The sequence below is a fragment of the Diaphorobacter caeni genome (genome assembly GCF_015354245.1).
Classification (GTDB): Bacteria; Pseudomonadota; Gammaproteobacteria; order Burkholderiales; family Burkholderiaceae_C; genus Diaphorobacter_A; species Diaphorobacter_A caeni.
The window spans coordinates 114,893-130,692 of record NZ_JADKYZ010000003.1; the positions used below are offsets into that span (position 1 = coordinate 114,893).

The window sequence follows — 15,800 nt, forward strand, 5'->3', positions numbered from 1 at the left end:
AATCAGTTCCCGATGTTGGCCTTCTTGAACTGGTCGGCCCAGAAGGCCACTTCCTCGTTCAGTTCAGCCTTGAATTCTTGCGGAGAATTGCCGATCAAAACCGAACCCTGCGGAATCAGCGTGTCCTTGAAGATCTTGGACTTCACCGCCTTCTGGACCACGGCGGCCAGCTTGTCGACGATGACCTTGGGCGTTCCCGCCGGCGCGAGCAGCGCGTTCCACGAGTCCGACTTCATCTCGGGCACGCCGAGCTCCTTGAACGTCGGCACGTTCGGCAGCCCCTGCAGACGCTGAGGCCCCGCGATGGCGATGGGGCGCACCTTGCCGGATTCCAGATTCGGCATCGCGCCAGTCGACGTCATGAAGGCCACGTCGATCACGCTGCCCATCAGGTCGTTGATCACCCCGGTCGTTCCGCCGTAGGGCACGTGGACCATCTTGATGCCGGTGAGCTGCTCCAGCCGCAGCATCGCCATGTGCTGCGTGCCGCCCTGCCCCGTGCTGCCGTAGGACAGACCATCGGCCTTCTTCTTGGCGAGCGCCTCGAATTCCTTCCAGTTCTTGGCCGCCAGATTGGGGCTCACCGCCAGAACGCCGGGCGCGGACGAGATCTTGGAGACCGGCTCGAAGCTCTTGATCGGATCAAAGCGCTGCTGCGGGAACACGAATTTGTTCATCGTCAGCGGAGACGCGGCGATCAGCAGCGTGTAGCCATCAGGCTTGGCGCCAGCCACCATTTCGGAGGCGATGTTGCTCGTCGCGCCAGGCTTGTTCTCGACGATGAAGGAGCCCTTGAGCTCCTCGGACAGCGCGCGCGCCACCAGCCGCGCGGCCACGTCGGTGGGGCCACCCGCCTGGAAGCCGACGATGATCTTCACCGGACGCGATGGGTAGCTGTCTGTCTCCGATGCGTGAGCGCCCGAGAAGCTCAGCGCGCACAGCGAAGCGATGGCAAGGGTTGCGATTCTGCGTTGCATGATGGTCTTGTCTCCGTCAAAAGTGAATGCGATGCGCTTATTGCGCCTTGGCTGCGCGCTGCGGGAAGGTGCGCTCGAACACGCCCTCGGCGATGCGGTTCTTGAGGATTTCGATGGAGCCGCCCGCGATCATCCAGCCGCGTGTGCGGCGCACGCAGTACTCGATCAGCGCTTCCTGGCTGAAGCCCATGCCGCCCATCACCTGCAGTGCGTCGTTGGAAACATCCCAACCCGCCATGTTGCAGGCGAGCTTGGCCATGGCCGTGCTCTGCGCGCTCGGCAGGCCGTGCTCGCCTTCCAGTGCGGCCTTGTAGAGCAGCAGCTGCGCCTGCTCGAGCTTCATCCACATCTCGGCGAACTTCCACTGCAGGCCCTGGAACTCGCAGAGTTCGCGGCCAAACTGCTTGCGGGTCAGCGCGTGCTCGCGGGCATGATTGAACGCGTAGCGGCCGAGCGCCAGCGCACGCGAAGAGTTGCCCAGGCGCTCGACATTGAAGCCCGAAATCTGCTTCTTGAATCCGCCTGCGCCGAGCAGCACGTTTTCCTTCGGAATGCGGCAGTTCTCGAAATACAGCTGCGACCACTGCTCGCCGTTCATGAAGTTCGACGGCTTGCCCACTTCAAAGCCGGGCGTGCCCTTTTCGATCAGCACCGAGCCGATGCCGCCCACGCCAGGGCCGAAGCGCACGTAGATCAGGAACAGCTCGGCTTCCGGACTGTGGGTGGAAAACACCTTGCTGCCGTTGATGATGAAATCGTCGCCATCGGCCGTCGCGCTGGTCTTCAGCTCGGTCACGGCAGAGCCCGCATCCGGTTCGGTCATGCCCAAAGAGATGAGTTTTTTTCCAGCCAGCAGATCGGGCAGAAAACGCTGCTTCTGCTCGGCGGAGGCGTACTCGACAAAGGTGCGGATCGGGCCGAAGTTGCCCGCCTGCACGATGTCCGCGCTCTTGGGGCAATGCAGCGCGACCTGCTGGATCGCCAGCACCGCGTGCATCAGCGTGCCGCCCTGGCCGCCGTCTTCTTCAGGGAAGGTGATGCCCAGCAGACCTTGCTCGGCCAGCAGTTGGGCCGTTTCCCATGGATAGTGCGGAGAATGGGCACGCTCCAGCGCGCCGGGCGCCAGCTTGTCCTTGGCGAAGCGCGCGACGCTGTCCGCGAATTCCTGATGTTCCTGGGAGAGTGTGAAATCCATTTTCGGTTGCCTCAAAGCGGTGTGTGGTTCGATGGCTGGATGATGCGGTCACCACACCGCTTCCAGTTCTTCCCGTTACGCCGCCAGAAATAACCAAATCACATATCTAAATGACAACTCGTCTTCCCGCTCGCGGGCGTTTCCCTTGATGATCGGGGCATTCCTGCAAACTGCAGAGACAAAAACTCCCACTCTTTTTCGGAACCAGACCATCATGTTCGTCAGCGAAAAGCTAGGCCAGTACACCGCCGATTTCCATACCGCCGCCGTGAGCGATGTCGTGCTGCACCATGCCAGACGCGCGCTGGTCGACTGGTACGGCGCGCTGCTCGCGGGCTACCCGATGGCACCCACGCCGATGGTGGAAAAGTCGCTCGCGCTCGAACTCGACCAGGGCAAGGCCCGCCTGCCGCTCGGCCGCGCCGCATCGACGCGCGCCGCCGCGCTCATCAACGGCACGGCCTCGCACACCGCCGAAGTCGACGACATCTACCGCGAGGCCATCTACCACCCCGGCGCACCCACGTTCTCGGCGGCGATGGCCGTCGGTCAGGCGCTGAACGTGAACGGTCTGGAGTTCCTCAAGGCCTCCATCGCCGGGTACGAAACCTCCACCCGCATCGGCCGCACCCTGGGCCGCACGCACTACAGGCATTGGCACAACACCGGCACCGTCGGCACCTTCGGCGCGGCCACCGCGGCGGCCTATCTGCTGGGTCTGGACGCCGCGCAGACCGCGAACGCCATCGCCCTCTCCGCCACCTTCGCGGCAGGACTTCAGCAGGCCTTCAAGATGGATTCGCTGGCCAAACCATTGCACTCGGGCCGCGCGGCGGAGGCCGGCGTCACCGCCGCGCTGATGGCGCAGCAGGGCGTGATTTCGTCGCTCGATGTGTTCGAAGGCGAAGTGGGATTGGGAGCAGCCATGAGCAACGCTCCCGACTGGACCCACGCGCTCGATGATCTGCACACGCAGTTCAACATCAACTCGATGACCTTCAAGAACCACGCCTGCTGCGGCCACACCTTCGCGCCCATCGACGGCGCGCTCACGCTGCAGCAGGAGCACGGCATCGCGGCACACGACATCGAACGCATCATCATCGCCACCTACTCGCCAGCCCTCGCCGTGGCCGGGAACGCCCATCCGACGACGGCTCCCGAAGCGCGCTTCAGCATCCCGTTCGTAGTGGCCACCGCGCTGATCCACGGCAGCGTGCGCCTCGCCGCCTTCGCGCCGGAGCGCCTCGCCTCCCCCGCCATCCGCGCGCTGATGTCACGCATCGAACTGCAGGTCGACCCGACGGCGGACAGCAAATTCCCCGGCCAGCGCTCGGCCCGCGTCACACTCATCACGCGCGACGGCAAGGAGCATTCGATGCTGCAACCCACCCGAAAGGGCGACCCTGACATGCCGCTCACCGATACGGAACTGAACGACAAGTTCATCGAACTGGCCGTGCCGGTGCTGGGCGGCGAGCGCAGCGCGGCGCTGTCTGCCGCACTGTGGCGGATCGATGGCGCGGGGGATCTGTCGGCGATGTGCTGAACTACGGAGTCGAGCGCGGGAACATCCGGCCAACGTGGGTGTATGCAAAGTCTGGCATTCCGCTCGGCTGCTTGTGCAACCGGTATTTGTTCGCATACTCCAGCGTATGCGAACCTTCGGCGGGTTTGAAATAGTCGATGGCATCCGCCCGCAGCAGTTGCCAAGGACCTGCATAGCTGAAGTCGTGAGCGCTTTTCCAGTCGATCTCCCCCTTGAACATCTCCTTGATGCCAAGGCTGAGTTCCTTCATGTTCGCGTTCTTCATCGGGTCTGTGCGATCCGGTTCGTCCCACCGCACTTCACGCACTCGTATGCATTCCTGCCGAGACTCGGGGCCCTGTTTCGCGCAACGCTGGCGAGCGGCCTCCACCTCGATCACCACCTGAGTCCTGTCATCGCCGTACTTGGTCCGCTCCGTTGGTGTTCCATCGAAGTTCCAGCGCGATCCGTCTTCAAAAGAGAGCGTCAACAACGGCGGCGTGGAGCCCTTTGCGAGACTCAGTGTGAAGCTCCGGACTTGCGGCAGCCTCGCCTTCACGCGCTGCTCCAGACTCATCACATCATTGCCCTCTGATGGCACTTTTCCGTCTGCACGACCGCATCCTTTCAGTGTGGAATGGAAATTGTCGAAGCGAATGCCGCTTTCACCCGTCAAGGTGTATTTCCAATTGATCGAATTGCAGACACTCATTCCGCGATGGCCCGCATCGGCAAAGCCCATTTCCAGTGTCACCGGCCAATCCTCAGGCTGGCGTATCTCATCAAGCGGCTGCCCCTGTGCCGTTTCAGCTTTGATGAAATTCCATCGATAGGCAGCCAACCTTTCCGGCACGGATAACGCTTCCGTGATCGAGATTTCAAGCACGCGCTCCGCTGCATGACCGCGCGCTCCCATCAGTGCCGCCAATGCCGCCGTTGCAAGCACGAGGCGAGACGCCGGAATGCGCAGAAGAAACGATCCAAAGTTCATGTCGACGAGTTCCTGAACGTGAACACCCAGAATTCTCGCCGATCATCACTTCACACCCTTACTGCGGCCATTTCATCTCGCCCTTGACGACCTTGGCACCGAGCACCAGACCATCCTCCCCGGACAGGCCGGGGTAGCGTTGCTTCATCGCGGCGATCAGTTCCTGCGAGTCATTTGTCTGTGCGGATGCGCGCTCGAAATGCGTGAGATAGTCGGCCGTGAAGCGCACCGACTCCAGCCCCTTCGGCGCCTTGCCGTCCTTGAGCAGATAGTGACCGGGAACCACGGTGCGCGGCTGCAGTGCTGCGATGTCGTCCAGCGTTTTCTGCCACTCTGCGCGTGATTCGGGCGTCTGCGTGTCGGCCATCCACACATGGGCATTGGCGCTCACCACCACACCGCCCACCACGGCGCGCAAGCCGGGAATCCAGACATAGCTGCGCTCGGGCTGCTGGCCTGTCAAACCCTTGATCGCAAGGCGCTGGCCCTCCAGCAGCAGATGGTCGGTGTTCAGCACCTTCGGCACCACGATCTTCTGCGGTGCGTTGTCCTTGAGCATCGGCCCCCAGAAGGCCAGCTTGCCGTCCTTGGATGCCTCGATGGCGGCCACGGTCTGCGGCGTGGCGACGATGCGGGCATCGGGAAAGGCCGCCTGCAATGTATCAAGTCCGAAGTAGAAATCCGGGTCGCTGTGGCTGATGTAGATGGTGGTGAGCTTCTTGCCGCTGGCCTTGATTAGCGCAACCAGTTTCTGCGCATCGTTCTTCTGAAACTGGGCATCGATCAGGATGGCCTCGCGCGCGCCAGTCACGAGCTCCGACGACACCGCGAACATCGATTGCGTGCCGGGGTTGTAGACCTGCAGCTTGAGCTGCGATGCAGCCTGTGCGCTGCCCCAGACGGTGCACAGGCCCGTGAGTGCTGCAATGGAGACTGCGGTGAAGGTGCGACGCTGCATGAAGTGATCCTTGAATGGTTGTATATGCTGAAAGCATCAGTCTAAGTTGCGTAAAATCACTTAAATAGCCATTCATGCGCAATGGATAGTTGCATGAATCGATTCAATGAAAGACACACCATGGACCGCATCAGAGCCGCCGAAGTGTTCGTGACCGTCGTAGAACGAGGCAGCATGGCCGCTGCCGCCGAAGTGCTGGACATGTCCCGCGCCATGGTCACCCGCTATCTCGCCGAAATGGAAGCCTGGGCCGGCGCCCGCCTGTTGCACCGCACGACACGACGCCTGAGCCTGACTACCGCCGGCGAAGCCACGCTCGCACGCAGCCAGCAGCTGCTCATGCTCTCAGCCCAGATGCACGGCGCGGCGGATCTGGAAATCGATGAGCCACGCGGCAGCCTGCGCCTGGCCTGCGCGCCATCACTCGCACAGGCCAGCGTGGCCGCTGCCGTGGCAGGCTACCTTCAGCAGCATCCCCACACCACCGTGGACCTGCATCTGAGCTACCGCGCTGTGAATCTGGTGGAGGAGCGCATCGATCTGGCGCTGCGCATCACCGGTGAGCTGGAAACATCGATGATCGCCCGCCCCCTCGCCACCTGTCAGTCAGTGGTCTGCGCCGCACCGAGCTATCTGCAACGCCGCGGCACGCCAAGCACAGTGGCGGAGCTGTCGCAGCACAACTGCCTTGCCTACTCCTATCACGACCGCAACTGGTGGCGCTTCGAAGCCCGCGCCGGACAGCCCGCACAGGCCGTCGCCGTATCGGGAAACCTGGTGGCCGACGACTCGCTGGCCCTGCTCCAGGCCACGCTGCACGGAGCCGGCATCAGCCTGCAACCACGCTACAGCGCCGCGCCGCACCTGCTAAGCGGCGCGCTGATCGAACTGCTTCCCATGCAGGTGCCACAGGACCTTGGCGTGTATGGCATCTACCTGTCCCGCGACCGACAACCGGCCACCCTGCGCACCATGCTGGATTTCCTGGTGCACTGGTTCCAGAACGATGGCGAATGGCTGGCAGCACAGCGGAAATAGGGTTGGAGTTCGGGTCATATGGTTTGAGTGGAGTGCCTCAAAAGTTAATAAATTTAGCCTTATGCAACATAAGGTATTGGCAAACCACCATTGATTGCGTGACACTATGCTGCGAATGGCCGAATTGATTGCAATTTGAAACTTTGGTTACTAAATTAGATAGATTGATATGTCTGAACCAGCAACCCGCCTTTTGGAGTCGTCTCAACAAGGATCGTCTGGTGCATCCAGTCGTCAGTCAGTGCGCAGAGTCTCGCCCGGAGCGCTGCTGGCTTTGGGCGTAATGGCTTCCAGTGGCTGGACTTCTGTCCATGCGTATCAGGCCAATCCCGATTGGGCCGTTGGTGAGTTTGGCAGTGTAGTCACCGGTAGCGTTGGCACGAACGACGACTTTACCGTCGGACAACAGAGCTTCGTATCAGACTCACCCGATCTCGTGTTCACAGATCCGGCCAAGGGTGATTTCAGGATCGACACATCTCAACTAGGCACCAACCCTCAGAACCATTTTGGGTACCACATTTTCCCATATCGACTGGTTGGAAACAGCGCTGATTCATCGGCTTCGGTTACGCTGTATGTGAACGCCCAGAACAACACTCAGGTCAATGCAATGGCTGACAGCTATTCGGGAATACCGGCAAGTCGGCCTTATGTGTTTCAGCCGCAACCCAACGACACCTTCTCAAACACCATCACTAGCTTCCAATTTCTGGAGCAACCCGCCAATGGTCGGGTCATCAATCTGAATCCACCGAACACGGTTATTGACCTCTCCACCGCGAGCTTTCTCTACGTTCCCAACCCCGGATTTACGGGCAAGGATTCAGCCGTCTACTCGCTTGGAACCACGACCCCGAATCCGCAGTACCCGCGGGCAAACTCCGCCGCCGTGGTGACGTTTCAGGTAGTCCCCGCCCCTGCGCCAGTCAAGCCTCCTGCACCCGCTGCACAACCCGGGCAGAGTGGACACGCATGGGACGACTCCTATGGCATCTATCCCGGCTCGCATGTGCTGGAGGACGTGACACTGAACGACGAGTACCTGGACCCGGCGCAGTACTCTGACCTGACCACGACGCTCACAGTTACCGTGGAGCCTAGCCATGCCCAGACTTTTGTGTTTGGCACCAACGCCAGTGGCAGCAACCTTGCTGGAGAGTTCTATTACACGCCTAAGCCGGGATTCTTCGGAATACCGGATTCGTTCACATACTGGCAGCGCCAACAGGGGCGCAACAGCGCCAACACCCTTGTGGTGGTGAATACGTTCGCTACGGTGACAATCACCCCCGTCTCGCGCCTGAAAGATGACTCAGCGTCCGCTGTTGCCGGTACGCCGCTCCGTGCGGTGGTGACTGCAAACGATGACTTGAACCAGATGGCCAAGGGCAGGTTCCTGCAAGTGAAAGCGCCGTTGCACGGAACACTGACGTTTAACCCGGATGGCAGCTACATCTACACGGCTGACTCAAGCTACTCCGGTCTGGATGAGTTCACTTACACCCTGACTGAATTTGACAGCAACGACAGCCCGCTGGGAACCTATCCGCCGGTTACTGTGCGCCTCAATGTGACGGCTGCACCGCCACCGCCACCGCCGCCACCTCCAGCTGGGCCACCGCCTCCACCACCGCCAGCTGGGCCAGCCGATGTACAAGCAGTGCCGACGATGGACGTTGCAGGCTTGGCCGGATTGTCAGCATTGGTGGCAGGAGTTGCCGCGCTGACCACGAGACGGCGCCGCCGCGATGTCAAGCCGCAAGACGAGCAGTAAGCGCTTTTGTGCCAGGCCCTGAACTCCGGTTCAGTGTCTGGTGATGTGCGGTCAGTATTGCTGCGCAATGAGCGGTAGCTGCGTATTTCCCGCGAGGAAGCTGTGGTAGGTCGGCAGATCTGCATATTCGGCAAGGCGCGCACGCCAGATTTTGGATTTGCCCACGACAAACGCCAGCGGCATGCGCTTGGCCTGCGATATGGCCTGATGGTGCCGCTCGTCCCACACATTGGAGCCATGGTAGTTGTAGATATAGCACCAGCCATGGTGCCGCAAGCGCGTGATGCGGTGCCCCGCCGCGAGAATATCAAGGCTCAGTCCCGTGTCTTCGCCACGCGCAATCTCCGGGTAGAGCGGCATCCTGGCGCGTTTGCCCAAGAGCGTCCCTTGCACAAAGTTGAGCGGATAGGTCTCCCGATCCCAATCGTCCCAGCACAGTGTTTTAGCTTTCACAAAGCCATGCAATTGGTCGCTGAGAAAGCAGAAGTCAGCATCCGCTGTACGCAGCTTGTCCGCCTGCAGCGCCAGGCGTTGGGGATGGTAGCGATCGTCGTCATCCCATTGGCAGATCAGCTCCCCCCTGGCCCGTTGCACGGACTGGTTGCGAAGCGCTCCGAGCGATTGCCCGCCAGGCAAGCGGTGCACGGCGATGCGCTGGCGTGCGGCAGAGCAGACTGGAGCCGTTGCGATCCATTGCGCCAGCGCGTTGTCAAAGACTTCATCGCCATCGTGAACGATCAGCAGATCGCACGTGGCGTAGGTTTGCGCACAAAAATCGGCCACTGCAAGTCGCACCGAATCAAAGCGGGACGCCTGGGTCACCATCAAGCAACTGATATGCATAAATCTCGCTCGTATAACTGACTATGGATAGTAATATCTTCCATCCACAGCGATTGTCGGCGAGCCTTTGCAAAAACAAGTACGACAGATGAATGCCACCATACTGATGACCTACCGGGAGAGCAGTCCCGAGCGACGCAAAAATCTGCTGACCACGGTGCAATGGCTGGCAGCTGAAGCTCCCGCGGCAAAATTGCTGGTCATCGAGCAAGACAGCTATCCGCGCCTTACGGGCACGTTGCCACATCCCGAGCATCAAGTGCAATTTGCGTACAACCCGCACGGCTTCAACAAAGCCTGGGGATTGAATGTGGTCGCATGCATGGCGCGCACGCCAGTACTGGTGTTTACCGATGCGGACCTGATCGTGCCCGGCAGCCTGCGCAGCATCATAGATGCCTGCGCGCAACAGGCGCCCATAGCCAAACCGTACGACGATGTACGCGATTTGACAGAGGCTGAAAGTGCACGGGTGCACCAGGGCCACTACGGCGTGGAGCCCCCGTCAAGCCCGTCTGGCAAGCCTGGGCGTGAGGCCATCGGAGAGCAATTGCCTTTGTGCGGTGGCATGTTTGCGATCCGCAGTGATGCGTTTTTCCATATTGGCGGTTGGGACGAGCGCTTTGTCGGCTGGGGGGGCGAAGATGACGCCATGTCGGTCAAACTGCAGCGCGCCCAGATGCAGGTCGTTGTGCAGGCGGGAACCGCATTGCATCTTTGGCACCCACGGGCGACTGCACACATCGATCAAGCGCAGTACCAGCGCAATGTGGCAGTGCTCCAGAGCATTCGCCAGTGCAGCGATGCGCAACTGGCCCGAATGGCCGAGGTTCAGCGCCAAGTCATGGGCTACTCGGAGAAATATCGTCCGCGGGAGTCCGCACAATGACCATCCAACGTCGCAGCAAATCCATCGCTACCCCAACGACACCTGCGCCGCGCCCGGTCGCCACTGCGCCACAGGCAAGCGAACCGCATGTGATGATCGGCACACCCGCCTATGGCGGCATGGTGCATGTGGATTACCTCAATTCGCTGCTGGCCTACCAGCGGGAAGGCATTGGCTACACACTGACCACCATCGGCAATGAAAGTTTGATTACTCGCGCCAGAAACACGGTGCTCTCGTTGTTCTGGATGAACGAGGCTTACACGCACCTGCTGTTTCTCGACGCCGATGTGAGCTTGCCGCCGGAGTCTCTCAAACACATGCTCGCACAGCAGCGCGATGTGATTGGTGCGCCCGTCGCGCTCAAAGGTCGCGATGAGCGGGGCCAGCGCATGTTCAATGTGGGGCGCTGCGTAGGCGAGGCAGGCGAGCAGATGCTGGTGGAACACATCGGCACCGCCGCGCTGCTGCTCAGCCGCAAGGCCGTGGCGGCACTGGTGAGCAAGGCCATTGAAGAAGGCGGCGTATACACACCCTCCAAAAAGACGCTGAGGGGCGATTTCGCGGATGACGCGCTGATGTATGACGTGTTCCAGGTCGGGGTGGTCAATGGCGTCTATCTGTCTGAGGACTATTGGGTCTGTCGCCAGTTGCGGGAGTTGGGCTTTGACATCCATGTGCAGCCGGACATCATCACCCACCACCATGGGGTGATGGCAGCATGATGACGCCTTCACAGACCCTGCGCATCATCAGCTTCCTGGATCCGCGCGAACCGTCGGTGCAGACGGATCTGTCATGGCTTGCCGTGCGCCAGGTGCGCGCGCTGGTGAACGCTGACATGCCGGTGCAATGGCAGATTCTGCAGGCCCCCACGTCGCTGCTCAGTGGTAGGCAGGCACAGGCACCGGTTGAGTTGACGATGTCGACCATCGAAAGCATGGCGCAGCACGATACGCGCCTTGCAGATTTGACTGCGCTCTTTCGCAGCACGCGCATTGACGACGGTGACGCCGACAACGCCGAAGTGATGCTTGCCATGACGCCGCCCGAGTGGTGGGCGCCGCTGCTTGTGGACGGCCCGCACCGGCGCATCGCGTATCTGGAGCGAAGTATCCACTGGCCGCTTTCAACACTGGCGCGCCTGTGCGCGACATGCGACGAAATCTGGTTGCCCGATGGGCATTGGGCTGAGGCATTGCATGAAGTCAACCCCGCCCTGAATCTGGCCGTGATGCCACCGATCCGCCTGCACCGTGCAAGCTGCAACATCGATCAGCAGAGGTTGGATGCATTTCAATCCTCGTTGGATGTGACGGCGGAAAGCTTCGTTTTTCTCTGCTCGCTCGATAGCCACGCAGTACAGGATTGCGGCCACATGCTTGGTGCGTGGGAACAGGCCTTCGGCAAGCGCTTGGATATTGATGTTTCGCTGATCCTGCACTGCCCGCCGCAGTTCAACACACCGACCGGATTCGTGGAGTCCGCAAGTTGGATCGAAGAGCAGCTAAAGGACGCCCAGCACACAGGCGTGATTCTGCTCAACCAGCACCTCAACGGCGATGGCGAAGACCTGTTGCGCGCCAGTGCGCAGGTGCTGCTCGTCGCGAACCACGGTGATGGATTGGGCCTGCGCGTGATGGACGCCGTTGACGCGGGCAATGCCGTCGTCGCGCCAGCCCGCAAAGACCTTGAAGAATGGTTTGGCATGGATTGGCAGGGATATGCATCGCCTGAAGCGCTGGCGCAAGCCTTGGCCGATGCCTACGACCACGTTTTCGACGAAAGCGCCAGGCGAACCATGATCCAGTGGCGTGCCACCAACCACCTGTCCGAAGCCGCGTTTGTGCAACGCGTGAATGAGCGACTGAAGATGCAGGAGTCGTTGGCATGAAACCTTTCAAACGCTTTCATTTCATCTTTGGCCTGCGCCCGCAGTTGGAGCCCTTCCATCTTGTGCACTACCTGTGCCTGGCGTCGTGTCTGGCGGTCAACCAGCCCGACGAGCTGATCGTTCATCTGCGCAATGAACCGCATGGCCCGCTGTGGGACCGCATCAAGACCCGCGTGACGCTGCGCAGCATTGACGAGGCCAACGCAGAAGGATTCACGCAGGCGCTCTACAGCAAGCACGACGAAGGCCGCCTGATTGCAAGACTGGGCCACAGCTATGCGCATGAGGCCGACTTCATCCGCTTGGCGATTCTGGCGCGCGAAGGTGGCGTGTATGCCGACATGGATACGCTCTTTGTCGAACCGTATCCTGATTTTCTCTACACCACGCCTTGCGTACTGGGCGAAGAAGACGCCACGCGGGCCGACAACGGCGTGCTACGGCCATCGCTGTGCAATGCGGTGATTTTCGCGCAACCGCAAAGTGCCTTTATCGAGCAATGGGCAAGCACAGCGAACCGGGTTTTCGATGGTACCTGGAGCAAGCATTCCTGCCAGTTGGCCGCAAGACTGTGGCAGCAGATGCCCGGGCAACTGCAAGTGGCGCCGCACCAGTGGTTCTATCACTTCGGCTTCAGTCAGACCGGCATCCGTGCGCTGTTCGAAAATGCAGCCCCCGTGCCCGAGCAGCTGATGAGCATTCATCTGTGGGCCCATCTGTGGTGGGACAAGGAGCGTACGGACTTTACGCATTTCCATGCGGGACTGCTGGATGAGCACTACGTGCGGCACAGTTCTGGCACCTACGCTTCGTTGGCTCGGCAGTTTTTGTAGCTGCACTGAATCCCGCCAGTTTTCATGGATCCAGTCTTTCCGGTGACGACCCGCGAGGCGGCGCAACGTAAGGGCCGGCGTCGGCTTCCACGCTGCGATCTTTGACGTCGAAGACGCAGTCAAAAAATTCGCTGACTTCCATCCAGCTCTTTTTCTCCTTCCACAGGGCCAGAAAAGCACGGCTGACGTCCACCGCGCTGGGGCTGATCTGCATGGTGTGCAGCGCAAGCGCCTTGGAGGTGTCTTCAGTGTCATGCGATGTGCTGGATTGTTGGGCGTAGCTGTGAAAGCGCTGGATCTGCCCCGGTTTGTCGAATCCCGTGTTGCCACATTGCGCGCCGCTTTCGAGCCCGCGTTCGGTGTGCGCCTGCGAGAAGCTGTCCTGCACCATGTGCAGCAGCGCCCCCATGGCGACCTGATCGAGGTCTTTGCGCACCTCGACGATGCCGGTGGCAAACAGATTGGTGGCGGTGAGGTCGCCTGGAAAATATGCGGCCAGATCAGGATGGTTGAGTTCGCGAATGAAAACGCCTGTCGGCGTCTTTCCCACGGCCACGCCCCACAGGAACTCGGCCCACATCTTCATGCGGTCCACGGTTTCGCCGGCTGTCTCTCCGTCGTAAGCGCCCATGGCGTGCATGAACTGCAGGTCGCCGTAGTGAGAGCGATAGAGCATGTAGGTACCCGGACCGAATGCCGGTGCCTTGGGATGCGATCGGGAACTGGTTTTGGCTTGCGCTCCCGCGTCCTTGAACAATCCCCACCAGCATGCGGGTTGCGATGTGGAGCGGCAACGTGATGTCGACGTCACAGCCCTTGATGCGGGGCGGCGAGCGGCGGTTGAGCAGGAACGGCGGATCATCAGGCCAGCGCACGCCGTACAGCAGGATGCGATGCGTCCTCACCGCGTCCACGGTCACGCAACTGGCTTCCGCACCGCTTGCGGCATTGCAACCCAGCGCTGCAAGCGTGATGGATTCGTGCACAGGTGCTTTCATAATGGGTATGGCCGATCCGACGAACCATTGGCCCAGATAGTCCAGCACGGGGTTGCTTCCCACGGCGGTGATCTTCCGGTCCACGTCGCTGACCTTGGGCAACACCTGAAAAGCCAACGCGCCACTGGCGAGCATCAGCGACAGCCCCAGACTGGCGGCAAGGCGGACTCTGGTGGGCAGCTTCGACAACTTCATGGAATTCCCCTTTGGCGCTCGCGCCGACATCATCACAGGTCGTCTGCCGCATTGTGATGCAGCCACGGCGGCAGCGGGCCCTGCAGTGAAGCACCTTCCGCTGCACGCGCCCGAAGCGGGCGATTTCCATCATCCGGAACCGCCGGACATTCGTCTTCGGAGATATACTCCACGTCTTGTCAGGAGAGAGCCCGCCATCAGCCGATTGCGCGGGCCGCCGAAGGCGCAGGCAGACACCGAACGCTCAGGCAAAAGGACTGGCAGCCGCCCGCAGGGATGCGGGCGTTCCCCCAGCTGGAGAGAGATCAGGACACGGTTTTCTGATCCACCGAAGGAGCAAGTCGCAGCGTTTCTTGCGCGCGATGAATCTCTCAGGTAAAGCGGACAGCAGGGCAAAACCACGATCGACGTCATGGCGTCGGTCGTCCGGATCATTTGCCTTGGAGTTTGAAAAACATGTCCGCGCCCTCGCCTGCCACGCCCCTGCTCACGACTCCACTCAACGCGCTGCACATCGAACTCGGTGCCAAGATGGTGCCGTTCGCCGGTTACTCGATGCCGGTGCAGTACCCCGCCGGTCTGATGGCCGAGCACAACCACACCCGCAGTGCGGCGGGCCTGTTTGACGTCTCGCACATGGGCCAGCTGCGTCTGGTCGGCGCGGATGCGGCAGCTGCCTTCGAAACCCTGATGCCCGTCGACGTGATCGGCCTCGGCGTGGGCAAGCAGCGCTATGGCCTGCTGCTCAATGACGACGGCGGCATCATCGACGACCTGATGTTCTTCAATCGCGGCAAGGACATCTTCGTGATCGTCAACGGCGCGTGCAAAGTGGGCGACATCGCGCACATCATCGAGCGCATTGGCTCGCGCTGCGAGGTCATTCCCATGCCCGAGCGCGGCCTGCTCGCGCTGCAGGGCCCGAAGGCGGCGGCCGTTCTGTCACGCCTGCTGCCCGGCGTCGAGAAACTGGTGTTCATGACGGGCGGCGAATTCAACTGGAACGGCGCTGACCTGTTCATCACCCGCAGCGGCTACACCGGCGAGGATGGCTTCGAAATCTCGGTACACGAAAGCCGCACCGATGAATTCGCCCGCGCCCTGCTCAAGCAGGAAGAGGTCAAGCCCATTGGCCTCGGCGCGCGCAATTCGCTGCGTCTGGAGGCGGGTCTATGCCTCTACGGCAACGACATCGACACCACCACCACGCCACCTGAAGCCGTGCTGAACTGGGCGATCCAGAAGGTGCGCCGCACCGGCGGCGAGCGCGCGGGTGGCTTCCCTGGCGCAACCAGAATCCTCTCGCAGATCGACCAGCCCGGCTCGCTGGCGCAAAAGCGCGTCGGCCTGATCGCCAAGGAGCGCATTCCGGTGCGCGAGCCCGCAGAGCTGCAGAACGCGGCCGGCGAAAAGATCGGCCACATCACCAGCGGACTGCTGAGCCCCACGCTGAACCAGCCGGTCGCGCTCGGCTACGTGAAGCCCGAATACGCGGCCAACGGCACCGAACTGTTCGCCATCGTGCGTGGCAAGCAGGTGCCGATGGTGGTGAGCGCCACGCCTTTCGTGCCCACCAACTACTTCCGCGGCTGAACACGGCAGCCTGCCGTGCCATGCCGTTGATCGACTGCCAGAGACCGTCGGTTCGCAAATCCGCCTCAATTCCCGGCTACATTGCGTGCTG

The 15,800-nt window shown here is 61.2% G+C and carries 14 protein-coding genes and 2 riboswitches; of the genes, 8 read left to right on the plus strand and 6 right to left on the minus strand.

Features of this window, described 5'->3' with window-relative positions:
- Nucleotides 1-2: 2 nt before the first annotated feature.
- Nucleotides 3-977, minus strand: a complete 975-nt coding sequence (locus ISG32_RS08220) for a Bug family tripartite tricarboxylate transporter substrate binding protein (protein ID WP_194770538.1) — start codon at nucleotides 975-977, stop codon at nucleotides 3-5.
- Between the two features lie 37 nt (nucleotides 978-1,014).
- On the minus strand, nucleotides 1,015-2,172 hold the full coding sequence (locus ISG32_RS08225; RefSeq protein ID WP_194770539.1) for an acyl-CoA dehydrogenase family protein: 1,158 nt from the start codon (nucleotides 2,170-2,172) through the stop codon (nucleotides 1,015-1,017).
- A 214-nt stretch (nucleotides 2,173-2,386) separates the two neighbouring features.
- Between ISG32_RS08225 and ISG32_RS08230 the strand changes: the two genes are divergently transcribed.
- Nucleotides 2,387-3,721 carry an MmgE/PrpD family protein gene (locus ISG32_RS08230; protein ID WP_194770540.1) on the plus strand — a complete coding sequence of 445 codons (1,335 nt, stop codon included), beginning with the start codon at nucleotides 2,387-2,389 and terminating at the stop codon, nucleotides 3,719-3,721.
- A 1-nt stretch (nucleotide 3,722) separates the two neighbouring features.
- Here ISG32_RS08230 and ISG32_RS08235 read toward each other — a convergent pair whose 3' ends face one another.
- Nucleotides 3,723-4,691 (minus strand): META domain-containing protein, encoded by a 969-nt coding sequence (locus tag ISG32_RS08235; RefSeq protein WP_194770541.1) that lies wholly within the window; start codon nucleotides 4,689-4,691, stop codon nucleotides 3,723-3,725.
- A 58-nt stretch (nucleotides 4,692-4,749) separates the two neighbouring features.
- Nucleotides 4,750-5,649 carry an MBL fold metallo-hydrolase gene (locus ISG32_RS08240; protein WP_194770542.1) on the minus strand — a complete coding sequence of 300 codons (900 nt, stop codon included), beginning with the start codon at nucleotides 5,647-5,649 and terminating at the stop codon, nucleotides 4,750-4,752.
- Between the two features lie 120 nt (nucleotides 5,650-5,769).
- Here ISG32_RS08240 and ISG32_RS08245 point away from each other — a divergent pair, with 120 nt between their 5' ends.
- Together ISG32_RS08245 and ISG32_RS08250 are read left to right on the plus strand one after the other, a co-directional pair.
- Complete coding sequence (locus ISG32_RS08245) at nucleotides 5,770-6,687, plus strand: LysR family transcriptional regulator (RefSeq protein WP_194770543.1); 918 nt, start codon at nucleotides 5,770-5,772, stop codon at nucleotides 6,685-6,687.
- 169 nt (nucleotides 6,688-6,856) lie between these two features.
- A complete protein-coding gene (locus tag ISG32_RS08250) occupies nucleotides 6,857-8,464 on the plus strand; it encodes an Ig-like domain-containing protein (RefSeq protein ID WP_194770995.1) in 1,608 nt (535 codons plus the stop codon).
- A gap of 51 nt (nucleotides 8,465-8,515) precedes the next feature.
- Here ISG32_RS08250 and ISG32_RS08255 read toward each other — a convergent pair whose 3' ends face one another.
- Nucleotides 8,516-9,307 (minus strand): glycosyltransferase family 2 protein, encoded by a 792-nt coding sequence (locus ISG32_RS08255; RefSeq protein ID WP_194770544.1) that lies wholly within the window; start codon nucleotides 9,305-9,307, stop codon nucleotides 8,516-8,518.
- Nucleotides 9,308-9,395: 88 nt separating this feature from the next.
- Here ISG32_RS08255 and ISG32_RS08260 point away from each other — a divergent pair, with 88 nt between their 5' ends.
- Genes ISG32_RS08260 through ISG32_RS08275 form a run of 4 tightly spaced genes read left to right on the plus strand, consistent with a single transcriptional unit; the run spans nucleotide 9,396 to nucleotide 12,923 of the window.
- Nucleotides 9,396-10,196: a galactosyltransferase-related protein gene (locus tag ISG32_RS08260; RefSeq protein ID WP_194770545.1), complete on the plus strand. Its 801-nt coding sequence runs from the start codon at nucleotides 9,396-9,398 to the stop codon at nucleotides 10,194-10,196.
- A complete protein-coding gene (locus ISG32_RS08265; RefSeq protein ID WP_194770546.1) occupies nucleotides 10,193-10,921 on the plus strand; it encodes a hypothetical protein in 729 nt (242 codons plus the stop codon). Before ISG32_RS08260 ends, ISG32_RS08265 begins: the two co-directional genes overlap by 4 nt.
- Entirely contained in the window at nucleotides 10,918-12,090 is a 1,173-nt protein-coding gene (locus ISG32_RS08270; RefSeq protein ID WP_194770547.1) for a glycosyltransferase, read from the plus strand. Before ISG32_RS08265 ends, ISG32_RS08270 begins: the two co-directional genes overlap by 4 nt.
- Nucleotides 12,087-12,923 carry a glycosyltransferase gene (locus ISG32_RS08275; RefSeq protein WP_194770548.1) on the plus strand — a complete coding sequence of 279 codons (837 nt, stop codon included), beginning with the start codon at nucleotides 12,087-12,089 and terminating at the stop codon, nucleotides 12,921-12,923. The genes ISG32_RS08270 and ISG32_RS08275 overlap by 4 nt, the downstream gene beginning before the upstream one ends.
- A 22-nt stretch (nucleotides 12,924-12,945) precedes the next feature.
- On the opposite strand, the gene ISG32_RS08280 is transcribed toward ISG32_RS08275, so the two are convergent.
- Entirely contained in the window at nucleotides 12,946-13,599 is a 654-nt protein-coding gene (locus tag ISG32_RS08280; protein ID WP_194770549.1) for a hypothetical protein, read from the minus strand.
- Nucleotides 13,600-14,286: 687 nt separating this feature from the next.
- Nucleotides 14,287-14,386, plus strand: a riboswitch (glycine riboswitch).
- Nucleotides 14,387-14,400: 14 nt separating this feature from the next.
- Nucleotides 14,401-14,514, plus strand: a riboswitch (glycine riboswitch).
- A 58-nt stretch (nucleotides 14,515-14,572) separates the two neighbouring features.
- Between ISG32_RS08280 and gcvT the strand changes: the two genes are divergently transcribed.
- Entirely contained in the window at nucleotides 14,573-15,709 is a 1,137-nt protein-coding gene (gene gcvT / locus ISG32_RS08285; RefSeq protein ID WP_194770550.1) for a glycine cleavage system aminomethyltransferase GcvT, read from the plus strand.
- The last annotated feature ends 91 nt before the right edge of the window (nucleotides 15,710-15,800 follow it).